Raw genomic sequence first — 16,906 nt, 5'->3', positions numbered from 1 at the left:
GGATGCCAGGCATCCGGGGTCCCGTGTCGCTCCGCGTCAGTCGATCCGGCGCACCGACCGGCGTCGGGCCACAACTCCCAGACCGAGCAGCGCGAGGGCGGCGAGGACGCCGGCCCCCATCCACGCGCCGTCGGTCCCGGTGATCGCAAGCGCACCCCCGGACGCCGACGCGTCGCCGCCCTCAGAGCCGCCGCCGACCGCCGTGGCGTCCGCGAGCCGCAGCGGGACCGTCACGAGCGTGCCCGTCGGCTGAGCGGTGAGCTGCAGTTCGATCACGTCGAGGGCGTCCGCGGGCACCGTCGCGGTGACCGTCGCCGACCCGCCGGCGACCGGAGCCTCCGTCGTCTCACCCGCGCCGAACGAGGCCGCGAGGAACGTGTTCTGCGGCGCGCCGAGCGACGTGAGATCGAGGTTCGACACGGTGAAGGCGAACTCGTCTCCGGGCGTGACCTCGGCGGGCAGACCCGTGACCTGCACACCGCGCGCGGTGAAGTCGGGGGTGAGGCCGGGGTGGGTGCGGAGGTAGGCGATCCAGCCGTCCCGGTCGACGAGACCGGAATCGAGCGTGTTCTTCCCCTCCTGGAAGACCGAGAAGCTGTCCCCGCCCCCGAGAAGGAAGCTGAACGAGCCGACCCGGTACTCCGCCGCCGGGTCCACGGCCACGCCATCGATCCAGATGCCGAGAACGCGCTCGCCCGCGGGGCGGGTGGCGTCGTAGGTGAAACGGACGTTGTCCGAGACGCCGAGCGCGAGATTCGTCGTGCCGCGACCCGAAGCATCGCCCCACTGCTGCTCGAACATCACCCGCAGCTGCTCCCCGGTGAGGGTCGTGGTCCACAGGTTGTTCACGAACGGCAGCACCGCGTTCGCCTCGGCGAGCGTGATCACCCCGTCGGTGTCGCGGAACAGTTCGGCCCGCAGTCCGCCCGGGTTCACCACCGCGATGTCCGCGCCGCCCCGCTCGGGGTCGGCGAGGGTCTCGCGCAGCGCGTCGGCCACCAGACCGCCCAGCGCGGACTGCTTCGAGCGGTCGTCGCGCTTGCCGCCGGTGTAGACGCCGTCGACGTAGCCGCCCTCCTGGAAGGCGGTCGTGATGTCTGCCGTCACCGATCCGACGGGCTCGCGGCCGACCACATCCGCCTCGGCGCGCGCCGCGGTGACGATGTCGTTCACCTCCGCCACGCGCGGGTACGTCGCGATGAGCTCCGCGTCCAGCGCCGCGCTCGCCGCCGCGTCCGCTGCAGACAGGCGCGGGACGTTGCGGGCGGTGTACCGCACCACATCCCCGTCCTCGTCCACCGACAGGACGATCTGTCCGATGTTGGCGCCGTAGCTGCCGGTCTGCAGGATCGGGCGGGTGCCGTCGCCGCCGGGGACGGGCGCGTCCCACACGTATTCGGCGTGCGTGTGGCCGGTGAAGATGGCATCCACGGCCGGATCCGTGTCGTTCACGATCTCGGCGAAGGCACCGCCCTCGGCCACGGCCTGCGCGAGCGTGGCGGTCGAACCGCTCAGCTCGGTGCCCTCGTGGTACTGGGCGACGATCACGTCGACCTGGTCGTCGATCTCCGTGACGACGCGGTTGACCTCCGCCACCGGGTCACGGAACTCGATGCCCTTGATGCCCTCCTTCGACACGAGCGTGGGCGTCTGCTGCGTGACGGCGCCGATCACGCCCACGCGCACGCCGTCGACCTCGAAGATCGCGTAGCCGGGAAGCAGCGGCTGCCCGTCCTTGAAGACGTTGGCCGCCAGGTACGGGAAGTCCGCGCGATCCGACACCCGTCCGGCGAGGTCATCCGCCCCCTTGTCGAACTCGTGGTTGCCGGTGCCGGAGGCGGCAAGTTCCAGAGCGTTCAGAACATCGATCGTGGGGCGGTCCTCGAACAGCGACGACGCGAAGAGCGAGGCGCCGATGTTGTCGCCGTTGGAGAGGAACAGCGTACGGTCGTCGCCCCCCTCGGCCCGCAACTGCTCGACCGTACCCGCGAACTTCACGGTGTTGGCATCGATGCGGCCGTGGAAGTCGTTGATGCCGAGCAGGTTGATGTCAGTCGTCGACGACAGGTCGAGGCCCACGATCACGGGGTCGTGGTCGCTCGAACGGTAGGGCGAGGTCTCGTAGAAGTTCAGCGCGTTGTAGTTGTAACGGCTGTACTCGAGAGCCAGAGCCTCCACCGCGTTGATGTTCCAGATGTCGGTTCCCGTGACCAGCCCCCGCGCCGACGGCGACGCGAGGACGTGGTCGAGCGAACCGGACTGCCCGTCGTACGAATACGAGTACTTGCCCGTTCCGGTCTCGAGCGGCTCGAAGCCGAACGAGCGGAGCTTCTCGATCGGGTCCTCCTGCGTGTAGGCGTTGAAGTCGCCGAGCAGGAACACATCGTCCGTACCGAGCGCCGCCGACCGCTGCGCCGCGAAGTTCCCGAGGGCCTCCGCCTGGCGTACACGGTCGCCGTTGAAGGCACCCTGGATGCCGTTGGCGTTGTCGCCCGTGGCCTTCGGGTCGCTGTCGCCCTTCGACTTGAAGTGGTTCACGATCGCCAGGATCGTGGCATCCGTGTCGCCGATCGGGGCGAACCCCTGCGCGAGCGGCTGTCGGGCGTTGGCGAACGCGGGATCGTCGAGGATGACGCTCTCGCCGACCGGCGCGACGACCGCCTTCTTGTAGATGAACGCCGTGCGGATGACGTCCTCCGACGCCGGGAGTGCAGCCGGCGACGGGACGAAGGCCCACTGCTCGGACCCGAGCGCGGCGTTGAGGGCGGAGACGAGCGTCGAGAGGGCCTCGTCACGGTCCTTTCCGTACTGCGCCGAGTTCTCGATCTCCTCCAGCGAGACGACGTCGGCACCGAGACCGTTGACGGCGGCGACGATCTTCGCCTGCTGGCGCTGAAGGTTCTCGTCGTTCGCGGCGCCGCGCGGGCCGTTGTCCGGGCAGCGGTCGGCCGTGACGGGGTTGCCCGCGCGGTCGTTGTACGTAGAGGTGCAGCCGACCCTCGCAGCGGTGGTCGTGAAGTAGTTGAGCACGTTGAAGCTCGAGATCTTCACGTTGCCGCCGACCGCCGCGGGCGCGTCGGTACGGGTGTTCTCGAACGTCGCCGGCTGGACGGTCTCCGCGTTGTCGACGGTGAGCTGCTCCGTCGGCTGGAACTTCCACGCGTTGTTGCGGAAATCCAGGATGACGGGCGTCTCGAAGGTGACGGCCGCCCCCACGCGTACGGGATCGGTGAGCGACAGGTACGGCAGCGGAACGTCCTTCGCGGTCGACAGGAAGTTCAGCGAAGCCCCGTCGTCGAGGACGATCGCGCGCGCGGCATTGTCCTTCACGACGTCGCGATACTCATCGGTGTCCGGGCGCGCGACGTCGGTCGGGGTGCGCAGCGGACCGGTGCCCGCCGCGAGTCCGACCTCGGCGTACTGGTTGGTCGAGTACGTGTTGGTGACGGTGAAGTCGCCCTGCGGCGCGAGGAGCATGCCCTCGAAGCGTTCGCGCTCCTCGTCGGTCGCGGGCCACTCGATCTTCGCCGGCTCGACGGCTGCGGGCGTCTCGTCCAGCACCCGCACGCCATCGGCGGCGACGGTGAGCTGCGTCTGCCCGAAGTACTCGCTCGCCGGACCCGTGACCTCGACGAAATCGCCCTTCTTCACCTGGGCGGTTGCGGCGGAGCCGAAGACGAAGATCGCGTCGGATGCGGTGTGCGCCGCGACGTCGATGTCGCCGCCGGTGCCCGGCGTCTGGAGGAAGAAGCCGTTGTACCCGCCGGTCGGGTAGGCCGCCGTGACGACGCCGCGGGTGGTGACCGTGGTACCGGCGTACGGCGTGGTCGCACCGGTGCCCTGGATGTCGCGGATCGCGACGGTGTCGGCGGGAGCCCCGGGGCCGGGGTCGCTCGGCGCGTCGTCCGTCGGCTCGGGCGAGGGCGTCGACCCGGAGGACTGCGGGGTGACCGTCGTGGCGTTGGTGAAGTCAGCGGAGTTGTCCCCCGTGTCGGTGAAGTCCGTGCGCACGAGGGAATTGGGGGTTCCGTTCGGGCCGTCGACCACGGCCGGCGCCGCCTCGAACGAGACGGCGCCGCCGTATCCGAGGAAGTCCACGACGCGGGGGTCGTCGACGTCTCCCGCCGGGAGGGCGAGCGACTCCGCGACGTTCGCGAGGAAGAGCTGGCCGGTCGTCCCCGACGGGTTCAGCCCGCTCGTGAGGTCGGGGCCGGGCAGATCGGCCCCGGTCGTCCCATTCCCGGGGAGGCCGATCAGGTAGTACCCGCCCGGCGCGATCGAGCCGCTCAGCGCCTGGGTGTTCGCACCGGTGGGCGCCGCCACGCTCGTCGCAGAGCGGTACTGCAGCGACCACCCGGTCAGGTCCTGCGCGGTGTCGCCGGCGTTGTAGAGCTCGACGAACTTCTCGGCGAAGGGAGCGCCGGCGCTCCCGCCCTTCAGGTAGGCCTCGTTGATCACCACCCGGGGGCCGTCGGCCGCGAAAGCGGGGGCGGGAACCAGGGCGGACCCGAGGAGCGCCGCACCGAGGACGGCGCTCAGCGTGGTGGTGAATCGGCGCGCGGGCGCGCGGGAGGGTGCGTGATGCATGGGTCTCCAAAGAACGACGCGCGACGGAGCGACGTCGGTGGGGGGATCGACGGGGGGTCTCTTCGACCGTAGAGGAAGACATATCGATTTCCCAGACTCCGATGTTTCGAAACGGTGAACATCAGTGCCGCGCCGCGTGAAACCCGGTGTCATCACGCGGGAACGACGAAGGCCCGGATGCCAGTGGCATCCGGGCCTTCGTGTACCGCGAAGGTGACTGAATTACTTCAGGGTCACCGAAGCGCCGGCCTCCTCGAGGGCAGCCTTCGCCTTCTCGGCGGTCTCCTTGTTCGCGCCCTCGAGCACGGCCTTGGGGGCACCGTCGACGACGGCCTTGGCCTCGCCGAGGCCGAGCGAGGTGAGCTCGCGGACGACCTTGATGACCTGGATCTTCTTGTCGCCGGCGGCCTCGAGGACGACGTCGAACGAGTCCTTCTCCTCGACCTCTTCGGCGGGGGCGCCACCGGCGGGGCCGGCTGCGGCCACGGCCACGGGGGCGGCGGCGGTGACGTCGAACGTCTCCTCGAACGCCTTCACGAACTCGGAGAGCTCGATGAGGGTGAGCTCCTTGAACGCGTCGAGCAGCTCTTCGGTGCTGAGCTTAGCCATTGTGTTTCTCCTTGATCGGGATTGTCATCCGGGCCGGGTCAGGCCGCGGTGTCCTGCTTCTCGCGCAGCGCGTCGACCGTGCGAACGGCCTTCGACGGAAGCGCCTGGAAGACGTATGCCGCCTTGGTCATCGTCGCCTTCATCGCACCGGCGAGCTTCGCCAGCAGGACTTCACGGCTTTCGAGATCGGCGAGCTTGTTGACCTCATCCGCGGTCAGGGGGGCGCCATCGAAGTAGCCACCCTTCACCACGAGCTGAGGGTTAGCCTTGGCGAAGGCACGCAGGCTCTTCGCGACGGCGACGGGGTCGCCGTGCACGAACGCGATGGCAGACGGGCCCTTGAGCTCGTCGTCCAGTCCCGAGACCCCCGCGTTGGCGGCGGCGATCTTGGTCAGCGTGTTCTTCACCACGGCGTACTCCGCGTCCTGACGGATGTCGTTGCGCAGCTGCTTGAGCTGGGCAACCGTCAGACCGCGGTACTCGGTCAGCAGAACGGCAGTCGAGTTCTCGAAGTGCTTCGTGAGCTCGGCGACCGATGCGTCCTTCTGCGCCATGGCCACTCCTTGTGTGTACGAGGCGCTCCGCGGAAGCGGGGCGCCGGCCAAGACACCGGGCGACGGCAAAAAAGAAGAGCTCCGGCGCAGGGCACGGAGCTCGGATTCCCGATCGGGAGGAGTCACATACACCTGCGCAGGTCCTCTGCCTTTCGGCAGACGCTTCGATCTTCGTGCACGCACGACGATGACCGGCGGTCTTTGGCTTGCCCCCACTGTACCCGATCCCTCCCCCTCCCGCCAAACCGCCCGCCCCGCCCCGCCCCGCCCCAGGCTGCGAAAGCGCTCCCGATCGACGAGACCGTATCCGATGGGCCGCATTCGCATGCGTTCTGGACGATCGGATGCGGTTTCGCCACCGCCACAACCGTCGCGCGGTCACCTGGGCGAGCGCACGCCGAAGGCGGCGAGGCGTCGAGCGAGGGCCTCGGGGGTGGCGATGTCGGAGAAGCCTCCGCGGCACAGTCGCCACTGGGTGCTGCCGCGGATCCAGTCTTCACGCCGCTTCTCCTGGAGGAGCACGTCCTCCACCGAGCGCCCCTTCCGCATCGCCGCGTCGCGGTACTTGACCTCGCCGTCGAACTCCCAGAACGTCTTGACCTCGCGTAACGCGAGATCGACGTAGTACATGGATCGATGCGGCCCCTCGACCGGGACCTGCAGGTCGAGGTCGCGGAAGCCCAGGCGGTGCAGCTGCAGCCTGCTCACGCTCTCTCCCGGCAGTTCGGCGCGCCCGTCCGCGAACTCGACGATCCGACGGGCGTTGCGGATGCCACGACTGCCTGCGGCGCGAGCCGTCCGAATCCGCATGCGCTCACGCCATTCCTCCTGCGCGGCCGAGTCGAAGCGTCGCCCCGTCATGACTTCGCGGCGAAGCGCGGAGTCGGCGCAGCTGAGGGCGGCTTCGAGCGGCTCCGTGCGCGCGACGTCGATGATCGTCCGGTCCATCGACGTGCAGCAGATGCCGCCGATCTCGACCACATCGCCATCATGGAGGGCATCCGTGTGCCGGCGCACGCGTGGCCCGCTGGGCGGGTGCGCCGTGGCCGCGACCGTCACAGCGACGCGCTCCGCGTCGAACCGGTAGAGCGGCAGGCCGTGCAGCACCGCCGCCGACAGATGTGACACGACGCCGATTGCTCCACGGGCCTGGTCGACCGCCGCGACGACCGAAAGCAGGTGGCGTTCCGCCGGGCGCAGGGGGGCGTAGAGACTGCGATCGACATAGACGCCGGGACACAAGCGGTGCCACGCGCCCTCGACACCCGCACGACGCAGCGCGGCTTCAGCGACGCCGCGATCGAGAAGATCCGCCCGTCGGTACAGCATGCGACGTGCCCGGTCGAGATCCGTTTCGCCCTGCATTCCTCCACATTGCCCGCTCAGCGCCACGCACCTCCGCCACCGTCCACAGCCCCACGCCCTGTGGAGGAATGGCCACCCCGCCCGCACGGCATCCACGAAACCGCAACGAATCGTCGACACCGCATCGAATGGGCCCCGAACGGCTACGTGCTCGGCAATTGGATGCGGTCTCGGCGCCCACCGTTCGCCCGGCACGCCGGGCAGCCCGCGCAGCCACACCGCGCGACGGGGTTAGTCTCGAACGCATGTCCCCCGAGCTCGTCGCCTCTCGCAGCGCCGACCTCGAGTCGCGGATCGTCGCCGATTCCCGCGACCGGGTGGCGTGGATCCGTGCCCGGAGCCGCGGCATCACCGCGACCGACGTCGCGACGCTCACAAGCACCAATGCGATCGCGCGGGCGGCGGATGCCAAGCTCCTCGGCTCGAACTTCTCGGGCAACGCCTACACGGCGCACGGCCGTCGGCGCGAGCCCGAGATCGCGGCCTGGGTCGCCGCGACGCACGGCATCCAGCCGTCGTCGGCGCTCTACCACGCTGTCGTCGAGAAGCGTCATCTCGCGACACCGGACGGTGTCGTCGTCGACGGGGAGGGACGCATCGTCCTGGCTGAGATCAAGACGACGAACAAGGCGTGGCGCTCGATCCCTCGCACGTACCTGCGTCAGGTGTGGTGGCAGCAGCACGTCCTCGGGGCGGAGCGCACGCTGGTCGCATGGGAGCAGCACGACGGTTTCGTGCCGATCGGCGACGAGCCCCGCTGCCAGTGGGTGGACCGCGATGAGAAGGAGATCTCCTCGCTCGTGCGCCTGGCCACTTCCCTCATCGACGAGCTGTATCGCCGCACGACCGCGGGGCGCGCGCCCGCTCCCCGCCCCGAGCCGACCGAGAGGTACCGCGCCCTCGCGCTCCTCGACGGATAGTTGACCGGAATCAAACATTCGGCGTATAGTTGATCTTCGTCAACTAACGCGCCGACGTCGTCGCGGCATCCTTCTTCCTCCCCTGGAGAGCCCCGCATGACCTCATCCCCTCCGGAGACCGCCGCCCCGCGGCGCGTGCTCCCCGCCCTCACCGGACTGCTGCTCGGCATGTTCGTGTCGATGCTGGCCTCGACCGTCGTCTCGACGTCGCTGCCCGTCATCGTCCACGACCTCTCGGGTGACCAGAACGCCTACACGTGGGTCGTCACCGCGACCCTGCTCACCACGGCGATCTCCACGCCCATCTGGGGCAAGCTCGCCGACCTGTTCAACCGCAAGGTGCTGATCCAGATCGCGATCGCGATCTTCGTCCTCGCGACCGCCGCCGCCGGCTTCTCCCAGAACACCGACATGCTCATCGCGTTCCGCGCGGTGCAGGGCCTCGGCGCCGGCGGCCTCGCCGCGCTCAGCCAGGTGATCATGGCCGACATCATCAGCCCCCGCGAGCGCGGACGCTACATGGGCCTGTTCGGCGCCGTCATGGCCGTCGCGACAGTCGGCGGCCCGCTCCTCGGCGGCGTCATCACGGATGCCTTCGGTTGGCGGTTCAACTTCTTCGTCGCCCTCCCGTTCGCCGTGGCGGCCCTGCTCATCCAGCAGCGCACGCTGCACCTCCCGAAGCGCGAGAAGCGCAAGGTGAAGATCGACTACCTCGGCATCGTGCTGCTGTCGACGGCCGTGTCGCTGCTGCTGATCTGGGTGACCAACGCCGGCCGATCGTTCGACTGGGCGAGCACCGAGACCCTCCTCATGGTCGGGGGCGCCGTCCTCGCCGCGATCCTGTTCATCGTGGTGGAGCTGCGTTCGTCCGAGCCACTCGTGCCGCTCACGCTCTTCCGGGATGCCACGTTCACGCTGGCCACGATCGCCTCGATCGCGACGGGCCTCGCCATGTTCGGCACCTCGGTGTTCCTCAGCCAGTACATGCAGATGGCCCGCGGTGCCACGCCCACCGAGGCGGGTGTCATGACCATCCCGATGATCGCAGGGCTGCTGCTGGCATCCGTCATCGTCGGTGCGCTCATCTCGCGCTTCGGCCGGTGGAAGCCGTTCCTCATCGTCGGTGGCGTGCTGCTCATCGCGGGGACCTACCTGTTGTCGACGATCCACTACGACACGAACTTCGCGCTGGTGTCGGTGTACATGTTCCTGCTCGGCGCGGGCGTCGGCATGACCATGCAGAACCTCGTCCTCATCGTGCAGAACACCGCCGATCCCGCCCGGATGGGGGCGGCGAGCTCCGGTGTGACGTTCTTCCGCAGCCTCGGCGGCACCATCGGCGTCTCCGTCATGGGGGCGGTCCTGGCCAGCACCGCGACGGGCCTGTTCACCGATCGCGCGGCCGACGTGCAGAAGGCGATCGCCGGACTCGGTGCGGCCGGAGCCCCGGTCGCCCAGGCGCTGCAGTCGGGCACGATCCCGCAGGTGTCGACGCTGCCGGACACCGTGCGCGTGATCGTCGAGGACATCTACGCCCAGTCCATCGCCCACGCGTTCCTCATCGCGGTGCCGGTGGCGATCGTGAGCCTCCTCGCGATCCTGTTCCTGCCCAACCGTCCGCTCACCCGGATGACCACGTCCGAGCGGGTCGCCGCGAGCGAGGCCGACCTCGCCACCGTCTCCGTCCCCGCCGGCATGGCGACGCTGTCGACGACCGGCGCGGTGCCGACCGTGGATGCCGCTTCGCGGCGTCGCACGCGCTCCGGCGCGCCGATGGGGGAGGATGGGTGACGTGACCCGCGAACCCGACGCCGCGCGCGAAGCCGCCGTGCACGCGCTCGAGCAGTCGTTCTCGGAGCTGATGACCGTGTTCCGTCGCTTCGTCGCCGAGGCGGCGGAACGGGTCAGCCCCGGGATGCTTCCCGCCACGTTCAAGACGTTGTCGGTGGTGAGCCGGTTCGGGCCGATGACCCTGTCCGCCCTCGCCGAGCGGCTCGCCGCGGATAAGGGCTTCCTCAGCCGGTCGATCAGCGAGTTGGAAGACCTCGGGCTCGTCACCCGCACCCCCGATCCCCACGATCGACGTTCGCGGCTCATCGCCGTCTCGGAGCTCGGGCACGGGCGGCTGGCCGAGGCCCGTGCCCCGCACGAGAGCCGTCTGCACGATGCGATGGCGGACTGGTCGGTGGACGACATCCAACACCTCTCGGTGATGCTCCACGCCCTCGCCGTGGGCGAAGTGCCCGACCGCGACTGACACGGAGGCTCCTTCCCGGTGCGGCGACGCGACACGGTGATCGAGGTGTAACACCGCGGAGACAATGGCGCGCTTGACTGAGGGAGTCGAGGCGGAGCCGCCGTCGACGTGACCCCCGAGGAGGAGCGCCCGATGAGATTCCGATCGTCGCGTCCCGAGGCCAGCGTCGAGGCGCCCGGTCCCCCACTTCCCGAGACCATGCGCGCGGCGGTCCTGGACGCTCCCGGAGCGCCCGAGGCCCTGCACACCGCGACCGTACCGACCCCGAGTCCCATCCTGAGCGAGGTGCTCGTGCGCGTCGTCGCGGCGGGCATCAACCCGATCGACGCGAAGACGCGCGCCGGTCGTGGCGCGTGCGGCGCGATCACCGCGTGGCCGGCGACTCTCGGATACGACTTCAGCGGCGTCGTGGTCGAGGCCCCGTACGAGGGGCATCCTTTCCCGGTGGGGACCGAGGTCTTCGGGATGACACCGACGCCGCGGACTCCGGGGACCTACGCCGAGTACGCGGTCGTCCCCTCCCTCTCGCTCGCCCGAAAGCCCACCTCGCTCTCGCACGTCGAGGCTGCGGGGGTGCCGCTCGCCGCGCTCACGGCGTGGGGGCTCGTGGTCGAGACCGCCCTCGCGCACGCGAATCAGCGCATCCTCATCCACGCGGGGAGCGGTGGCGTCGGACACTTCGCGGTGCAGTTCGCCGCCTACTTCGGCGCGCACGTCATCGCCACCGGGTCGCCGCGCAACCTCGACTGGCTGCGCGAACTCGGCGCCGCGGAGGTGGTGGACCACACCGCGGTCCGGTTCGAGGAGGCCATTGCCGACGTCGACGTCGTCATCGACCTCATCGGCAACGTCCAGGACGACACCGGGACGCGATCACTCGAGGTCCTGCGTCCCGGCGGGCTGCTCATCGAGGTGCCGACGGGCGGCTGGACCGGCTTCCGCGAAGCCGCCTCGGCGCGCGGCATCCGCTCGACCGGGTACAAGGTGATCCCCGACGGCAGTGCGCTCGCGACGATCGCGCGCCTCCTGGATTCGGGGGCCGTGCGCGTGTTCGTCGACCGCGTGTTCGACCTGGAGGATGCCGCCGACGCCCACCGCGAGCTCGAGAAGGGCCACACCCGCGGGAAGATCGTGCTGCGCGTCAGCGACGACTGAGCCCGTCGACCGCGAGCACCCGCCGTCCCTCGGCCACGACTTCGTCGGCGACCTCGTCGAGGAGCGGTGAGGTGAGGTTCCACTGCTGCCAGAACAGCGGCACGTCGACCGGATCGCCGCCGAGTCGCACGAGCGAGCCGTCGGCGAGACCATCGGCGGATTGGAATCCGGGAAGCAGCCCCCACCCGAGACCCAGGCGGACCGCCGTCGCGAAGTCCTGCGACGCGGGCACCCGATGCCGGGGCGGTTCCGCGACCGACGCCCCCCGGGAGGCGAGCCACTGCGTCTGGAGATCGTCGCGGCGGTCGAAGTCGACGACCGGCGCGTCCGCGAGCGCGCCGACGTCCGCGCCCCGGGGGAACCACCGCGCGGAGAAGGACGCGGCGGCCACGGCTTCGTAGCGCAGGACACCGAGACGGCGGACGCGGCAGCCGGCCACCGGCGCTGCGCGTGACGTGACCGCCGCCATCACCGTCCCCGATTCGAGGAGCCCGGCGGTGAAGTCCTGGTCGTCGCGATGCAGGTCGAACACGACGGCGTGCCGTTCCGCGACGCGCTGGAGCGGCGGCAGGAACCACGTCGCGAGCGAATCGGCGTTCACCGCCAGCGGGAGGGATGCCACGGCTCCGCCGTCCGCTCCGATCGCCGTGAGCGCGTCGTGCTCGAGGAGCGCGAGCTGTCGCGCCAGCCGGACCACCGCGTCACCGGCCGCGGTCGCGCGCACCGGCTTCGATCGGACGAGGACCACGCGACCCAGCTGGTCCTCGAGCGCCCGCAGCCGCTGGCTGACGGCGGACGGGGTGATGCGGAGACGGCGGGCTGCGGCATCCAGGGTTCCCTCGTCCACGACGGCCGCGAGCGTGCGGGCGAGGTCCAGGGGAATCGACATGAAGCGATGCTAATGGTTCATGAGAATCCTGAACTGTACTTGATACGGTGGGGGCAATAGCGTCGCGTCGTGCTCTCTTCCCTCCTCGCCGGTTTCGGGCTCGGCCTGTCGCTCATCGTCGCCATCGGCGCGCAGAACCTCTTCGTCCTGCGCCAGGGCATCCGCCGGGAGCACGTTCTCGCCGTGGTGACCGTGTGCGCCGTTTCCGACGCCGTCCTCATCGCCCTGGGCGTCTCGGGTGTCGGCGCGGTCGTGACCGCCGTCCCCTGGCTGCTCGACGTCGTACGCTGGGCCGGCGCGCTGTTCCTCGTCGGCTACGGCGTCGTCGCGGCCCGGCGTTCGCTGCGCCCCGCGGGGTTCGGCCTCCACGTCGAGGCGCACACCGCCGCACCCGCCCGAGGGGCGGCCGTGGACACGCGTACGCGTACGACCACCCGCGCCGCCGCCGTGCTCACCTGCCTCGCGCTGACCTGGCTGAACCCGCACGTGTACTTGGACACCGTGTTCCTCCTCGGCTCCGTCGCCGCGACGCACGGTGCGGAGCGTGGGGTCTTCGGGGTGGGGGCGGCGGCGGCGAGTCTCGTGTGGTTCGCGGCCCTCGGCTTCGGGGCCCGCTACCTCGGTCGCTGGCTGGACTCCCCGAAGTCGTGGCGGGTGCTCGACGGCGTCATCGCCCTCGTGATGTGGGGGCTGGCGATCTCCCTCGTCCTCCCCGTGTTCACCGGGTGAGGTCACAATGGATGCCATGGCATCCGTCGAGATCACCGTCCGCGGTCACGTGCAAGGCGTCGGTTTCCGGTGGGCCCTCCGCGCCGAGGCCGAACGCGTCGGCGCGAGCGGCTGGGTGCGCAACCGTCGGGACGGCGCGGTCGAGGCGCACATCGCCGGAACGGCGGCGGCCGTCGAGGCCCTCGTCACCTGGGCGCAGCACGGTCCGCCGCTGGCGCGCGTCGAGCGCGTCGAGGTGACCGAGACCCCCGAGTCCGCGGACGGCGACGGCTTCCGGATCCGGGACTCGGCCTAACCGGACGCCCCGGGCAGCCCCGCGCGCAACTCGGCGAGCACCTCCACGGCGTCGTCGCGCCCGGGCGAGACCGGCCGCCTGCCCTGCCCAGAGCGACAGCAGCTCACCCTCCCCCGCCGCCGCGGCCGCGGCGCGGAAGACCCCGGTGAGCCAGTTCTGCGCGGGGAAGGGCGCGATCGCACCCGCGGCCTCGATCTCGCGGACGGCACGGTTCGGGATGCCACGCGCCCACCGTCCGCTCATCGCCCGCGTCAGCACGGTCTCGGTGTCGGCTGCGGCGGCGATGGCCGCGCGGTGGGCCGCCGTCGCCGCGGACTGCCGCGTGCGCAGGAACGCCGTGCCGACCTGGACCCCCTCCGCGCCCAGGGCGAACGCGGCGGCCACCCCGCGGCGGTCGGCGATACCGCCGGCCGCGATCACCGGCACCGACAGCGCGTCGACGACCTGCGGCACGAGGGCGAACGTCCCTACGAGAGACGCGGCGGGATCACGCAGGAACGACACGCGATGGCCGGCCGCCTCCATGCCAGTGGCGACCACGGCGTCCACCCCCGCGTCCTCGAGCGCGACGGCCTCGGCGACCGAGGTGGCGGTGCCGACGAGCCGGATGCCACCCTCCCGCGCCCGCGCCACGGTCACGGCATCCGGGACCCCGTACACCAGGCTCAGCACGTCGGGCCGGGCCGCGAACACCGCGTCGAGCTGGTCCGCGACCGCGGGGAGGAAAGCCGCGGGGATGTCGGGGCGTGCGGCACCGGCAGCGGCGAAGAGCGGGGCCGTGGCATCCAGGACCGGGGTCAGGTCGACATCCGCCGGGGCCACCTCGTCGCCGCGCGGCCACCACAGGTTGACCGCGATCGGCCGAGCGGTCGCGTCCCGGAGCCGGGCGATCGTGTCGTGGATGCGCTCGGGCGTGTAGCCGTAGAGCCCGAACGATCCGAGGCCGCCGCCGGCGCTCACCGACGCGGTCAGCTCGATCGAGGACAGGCCGCCGAAGGGCCCGAGAACGATCGGGACACCGATGCCGAGAAGCTCCGCCAGCCGCGTCACGGTCAGTCCAGCGGCCGGAGGAGGCGATCGAGGAATCGGCGCGTGCGCTCTTTCTCCGGCGCGGTGAAGAGCACCTCGGGGGCACCGCGCTCCACGATGACGCCCTCGTCGAAGAAGAGCACCTCGTCGGCGACTTCGCGCGCGAACCCCAGTTCGTGCGTGACGATGACCATCGTCCAGCCCTCGTCGGCGAGGCCGCGCAGCACCTTCAGCACCTCCCCCACCAACTCGGGGTCGAGGGCGCTCGTCGGCTCGTCGAAGAGAAGGAGATCGGGCTGCAGGGCGAGCGCCCGCACGATCCCGACGCGTTGCTGCTGACCGCCGGAGAGTTCGGAGGGGTACGCGTCGCGCTTCTCCGTCAGCCCCACGCGGGCCAGGAGAGCCTCGGCGCGGACGATCGCCTCGGCCTTCGGCACGCCGTGCGCCTGCACCGGACCCTCGATGACGTTCTGGAGGACGGTGAGGTGCGGGAAGAGGTTGTGGTGCTGGAAGACCATCGCGGAGCGGTCGCGCATGGCGCCGAGATCCGCCTTCGACGCCTTTCGTCCGAAATCGATCGTCGGACCGCCGTCGAAGGACGCGACACCCGCGTCGGGCGTCTCGAGTCCGTTGAGGCAGCGGAGCACCGTGGTCTTGCCGGAGCCCGAGGGGCCGATCAGCACGAGGACCTCGCCGCGACGGACCTCGAGATCCACGCCGTCGAGCACGCGGTTCGAGCCGAAGCTCTTCTGCAGGCCGGTCACCCTCAACAGCGGGGCATCCACAGGGGTCAGGGCGTCGTCACCGCGCGACATGGCGATCGAGCCTCCTTTCGAGCACGCCCTGCCCCGCCGACAGGACGAGGCAGAACAGCCAGTAGATCAGGGCCGCTTCCAGGTACACCGCCATGAACTCGTACGAGAAGGCGGCGATGTTCTGGGCCTGCCGGAACAGCTCCGTCACCAGGATGAGGGATGCCAGAGAGCTGTCCTTCACCAACGAGATGAAGGTGTTGGACAGCGGTGGCACGGAGACCCGCGCGGCCTGCGGCAGGATGATCCGCGTCAGGGTCTTGCGGCGCGACAGACCGACGACGTGCGCCGCCTCCCACTGGCCGCGCGGAACCGAGAGGATCGCGGCACGGATGACCTCGGCGGCGTACCCGCCGACGTTCAGCGAGAACGCGATCACCGCGGCCGGGAACGGGTCGATGACGACCCCGACCGCCGGCAGCCCGTAGAAGATGACGAACAGCTGCACCAGCAGAGGCGTCCCCCGGATGACCGAGATGTAGAACCGCGCGATGCCGCGCAGGACGGCGGTGCGCGAAAGCCGGAGCAGTGCCATCCCGAGGGCGATGACCAACCCGATGGCGAACGACGCCAGCGACAGCGGGATGGTGCCCCGCAGCCCCGCCAGCACCATGGGCCAGAACGAATCGAGCAGCAGGGTCCAGATGTCGTTCACTCGGCCTCCTTCCAGTGGCGAACGCGGCGCGCCCGCCCTCCCACGCTAGGCGGGAGCAGCGGGCGCGCGTCCGGGGTTTACTTCGTGACGTCGGCGCCGAAGTACTTCTGGCTGATCTCCGCCAGGGTGCCGTCGGCACGGAGCTCCTCGAGCGCTCCGTCGATGGCATCCGTCAGAGCCTGCTTGTCCTTCACCGTCGCGAAGGCGCTCTCAGAGGTGTCCTCGGTCTCGGCGGCGATCTTCAGACCCGTGGGGCTGTTGGTCTTCGCGTAGTCGAGAAAGGTCAGCTGATCGTTGACCGTCGCATCGACACGGCCCTGCTTCAGCAGAGCGACGGCCTGGGCCCATCCCTCGACGGCCTCGACCTGGGCGCCGCTGGAGGTGGCCAGCTCGTACCAGTTGCTCGTGAGCGACTGGGCGGTGGTCTTGCCGGCGAGGTCGGCGAAGCTCGAGATCGACGAGTCGTCCTCGGTCGTCACCACGACACCGCGCGACACCGTGTACGGGGAGCTGAAGAGGTACTTCGCCTGGCGCTCGGGAGTGATCGACACCTGGTTCGCGATGACGTCGAAGCGTCCCGCGTCGAGCCCGGCGAAGATGGCATCCCACTGGGTCTCCTGGAAACGCACCTTCAGCCCCAGCTTGTCGGCGACGGCCTGCGCGATCTCGACGTCGTATCCGGTCAGGGCGCCGGACTCGTCGTGGAACGAGAAGGGGCGGTACGTGCCCTCGGTGGCGACGGTGAGCGTGCCGCCGGTCACGAGACCGTACGCGTCGCCCTGCTCGGTCGATCCGGACGTGGAGCCGCCGCTGCACGCGGTGAGCGCGAGCGCGAGGGCGCCGAGGGCGGCGGCGAGGACGGGAAGACGACGACGGGGCATGGCTGTTCCTTGCTGTGGTGCGGGTTGGGGGTCCGGGGGTGTGCGCGAAGGCACCCCCGGCCCAACACGGGTCGGGGCGGCATCCTTCCCGGATGACGCCGTATTGCACGTTCGTGCAGAGCACGCGAAAGCCCCGCCGGCGCGAGGCGCAGCGGGGCTTTCGACGGGG

At 70.3% G+C, this 16,906-nt stretch carries 14 protein-coding genes and 1 pseudogene; 6 read left to right on the top strand and 9 right to left on the bottom strand.

Translation table 11 applies throughout. The features are described from left to right. Window positions 1-36: 36 nt before the first annotated feature. The 4 genes from BW982_RS14725 to BW982_RS14705 all read right to left on the bottom strand — a co-directional run bounded on the left by BW982_RS14725 (window position 37) and on the right by BW982_RS14705 (window position 7,115). Complete coding sequence (locus BW982_RS14725) at window positions 37-4,587, bottom strand: ExeM/NucH family extracellular endonuclease (RefSeq protein ID WP_083696732.1); 4,551 nt, start codon at window positions 4,585-4,587, stop codon at window positions 37-39. A gap of 222 nt (window positions 4,588-4,809) precedes the next feature. Continuing rightward, window positions 4,810-5,196, bottom strand: a complete 387-nt coding sequence (gene rplL / locus BW982_RS14715) for a 50S ribosomal protein L7/L12 (RefSeq protein WP_076494519.1) — start codon at window positions 5,194-5,196, stop codon at window positions 4,810-4,812. A gap of 38 nt (window positions 5,197-5,234) precedes the next feature. After that, window positions 5,235-5,750 (bottom strand): 50S ribosomal protein L10, encoded by a 516-nt coding sequence (gene rplJ, locus BW982_RS14710; RefSeq protein ID WP_022879998.1) that lies wholly within the window; start codon window positions 5,748-5,750, stop codon window positions 5,235-5,237. A gap of 378 nt (window positions 5,751-6,128) precedes the next feature. Then, entirely contained in the window at window positions 6,129-7,115 is a 987-nt protein-coding gene (locus BW982_RS14705; protein WP_076494517.1) for a hypothetical protein, read from the bottom strand. Window positions 7,116-7,360: 245 nt separating this feature from the next. Here BW982_RS14705 and BW982_RS14700 point away from each other — a divergent pair, with 245 nt between their 5' ends. The 4 genes from BW982_RS14700 (at window position 7,361) to BW982_RS14685 (ending at window position 11,447) form a co-directional block, all read left to right on the top strand. After that, window positions 7,361-8,035 carry a YqaJ viral recombinase family protein gene (locus tag BW982_RS14700; protein ID WP_076494515.1) on the top strand — a complete coding sequence of 225 codons (675 nt, stop codon included), beginning with the start codon at window positions 7,361-7,363 and terminating at the stop codon, window positions 8,033-8,035. Between the two features lie 96 nt (window positions 8,036-8,131). Then, window positions 8,132-9,826 (top strand): MDR family MFS transporter, encoded by a 1,695-nt coding sequence (locus BW982_RS14695; protein ID WP_076494512.1) that lies wholly within the window; start codon window positions 8,132-8,134, stop codon window positions 9,824-9,826. Further along, window positions 9,819-10,292 carry a MarR family winged helix-turn-helix transcriptional regulator gene (locus BW982_RS14690; protein WP_076494509.1) on the top strand — a complete coding sequence of 158 codons (474 nt, stop codon included), beginning with the start codon at window positions 9,819-9,821 and terminating at the stop codon, window positions 10,290-10,292. The genes BW982_RS14695 and BW982_RS14690 overlap by 8 nt, the downstream gene beginning before the upstream one ends. Window positions 10,293-10,490: 198 nt before the next feature. Beyond that, entirely contained in the window at window positions 10,491-11,447 is a 957-nt protein-coding gene (locus tag BW982_RS14685; RefSeq protein ID WP_254845620.1) for an NADP-dependent oxidoreductase, read from the top strand. Here BW982_RS14685 and BW982_RS14680 read toward each other — a convergent pair. Next, entirely contained in the window at window positions 11,434-12,336 is a 903-nt protein-coding gene (locus tag BW982_RS14680) for a LysR family transcriptional regulator ArgP (protein ID WP_076494504.1), read from the bottom strand. The two genes, BW982_RS14685 and BW982_RS14680, sit on opposite strands and share 14 nt — an antisense overlap. Window positions 12,337-12,405: 69 nt before the next feature. Between BW982_RS14680 and BW982_RS14675 the strand changes: the two genes are divergently transcribed. Further along, complete coding sequence (locus tag BW982_RS14675; protein ID WP_076494501.1) at window positions 12,406-13,065, top strand: LysE/ArgO family amino acid transporter; 660 nt, start codon at window positions 12,406-12,408, stop codon at window positions 13,063-13,065. A gap of 7 nt (window positions 13,066-13,072) precedes the next feature. Continuing rightward, window positions 13,073-13,360: an acylphosphatase gene (locus tag BW982_RS14670; RefSeq protein WP_368483033.1), complete on the top strand. Its 288-nt coding sequence runs from the start codon at window positions 13,073-13,075 to the stop codon at window positions 13,358-13,360. Here BW982_RS14670 and BW982_RS14665 read toward each other — a convergent pair. The 4 genes and pseudogenes from BW982_RS14665 to BW982_RS14650 form a co-directional block, all read right to left on the bottom strand. Further along, a pseudogene (locus tag BW982_RS14665) lies at window positions 13,357-14,410 on the bottom strand (NAD(P)H-dependent flavin oxidoreductase). The gene BW982_RS14670 and the pseudogene BW982_RS14665 sit on opposite strands and share 4 nt — an antisense overlap. A 2-nt stretch (window positions 14,411-14,412) precedes the next feature. Next, window positions 14,413-15,204, bottom strand: a complete 792-nt coding sequence (locus tag BW982_RS14660) for an amino acid ABC transporter ATP-binding protein (protein WP_303046689.1) — start codon at window positions 15,202-15,204, stop codon at window positions 14,413-14,415. Next, on the bottom strand, window positions 15,191-15,856 hold the full coding sequence (locus BW982_RS14655) for an amino acid ABC transporter permease (protein WP_076494497.1): 666 nt from the start codon (window positions 15,854-15,856) through the stop codon (window positions 15,191-15,193). Before BW982_RS14655 ends, BW982_RS14660 begins: the two co-directional genes overlap by 14 nt. Before the next feature lie 77 nt (window positions 15,857-15,933). Continuing rightward, window positions 15,934-16,737, bottom strand: coding sequence for an amino acid ABC transporter substrate-binding protein (locus BW982_RS14650; protein ID WP_076494495.1), 804 nt, complete (start codon window positions 16,735-16,737; stop codon window positions 15,934-15,936). Window positions 16,738-16,906 lie beyond the last annotated feature (169 nt).

This window comes from Microbacterium sp. RURRCA19A (assembly GCF_900156455.1).
Taxonomy (GTDB): Bacteria; Actinomycetota; Actinomycetes; order Actinomycetales; family Microbacteriaceae; genus Microbacterium.
The sequence above is the reverse complement of the archived record's forward strand: the minus strand, read 5'-3'. Positions and strand labels throughout refer to the sequence as shown.

Coding starts and splice junctions, on each gene's coding strand:
- BW982_RS14725 (WP_083696732.1), bottom strand. CDS start 4,587: ATGCATCACGCACCCTCCCGCGCGCCCGCGCGCCGATTCACCACCACG.
- rplL (WP_076494519.1), bottom strand. CDS start 5,196: ATGGCTAAGCTCAGCACCGAAGAGCTGCTCGACGCGTTCAAGGAGCTC.
- rplJ (WP_022879998.1), bottom strand. CDS start 5,750: ATGGCGCAGAAGGACGCATCGGTCGCCGAGCTCACGAAGCACTTCGAG.
- BW982_RS14705 (WP_076494517.1), bottom strand. CDS start 7,115: ATGCAGGGCGAAACGGATCTCGACCGGGCACGTCGCATGCTGTACCGA.
- BW982_RS14700 (WP_076494515.1), top strand. CDS start 7,361: ATGTCCCCCGAGCTCGTCGCCTCTCGCAGCGCCGACCTCGAGTCGCGG.
- BW982_RS14695 (WP_076494512.1), top strand. CDS start 8,132: ATGACCTCATCCCCTCCGGAGACCGCCGCCCCGCGGCGCGTGCTCCCC.
- BW982_RS14690 (WP_076494509.1), top strand. CDS start 9,819: ATGGGTGACGTGACCCGCGAACCCGACGCCGCGCGCGAAGCCGCCGTG.
- BW982_RS14685 (WP_254845620.1), top strand. CDS start 10,491: ATGCGCGCGGCGGTCCTGGACGCTCCCGGAGCGCCCGAGGCCCTGCAC.
- BW982_RS14680 (WP_076494504.1), bottom strand. CDS start 12,336: ATGTCGATTCCCCTGGACCTCGCCCGCACGCTCGCGGCCGTCGTGGAC.
- BW982_RS14670 (WP_368483033.1), top strand. CDS start 13,073: ATGGATGCCATGGCATCCGTCGAGATCACCGTCCGCGGTCACGTGCAA.
- BW982_RS14660 (WP_303046689.1), bottom strand. CDS start 15,204: ATGTCGCGCGGTGACGACGCCCTGACCCCTGTGGATGCCCCGCTGTTG.
- BW982_RS14650 (WP_076494495.1), bottom strand. CDS start 16,737: ATGCCCCGTCGTCGTCTTCCCGTCCTCGCCGCCGCCCTCGGCGCCCTC.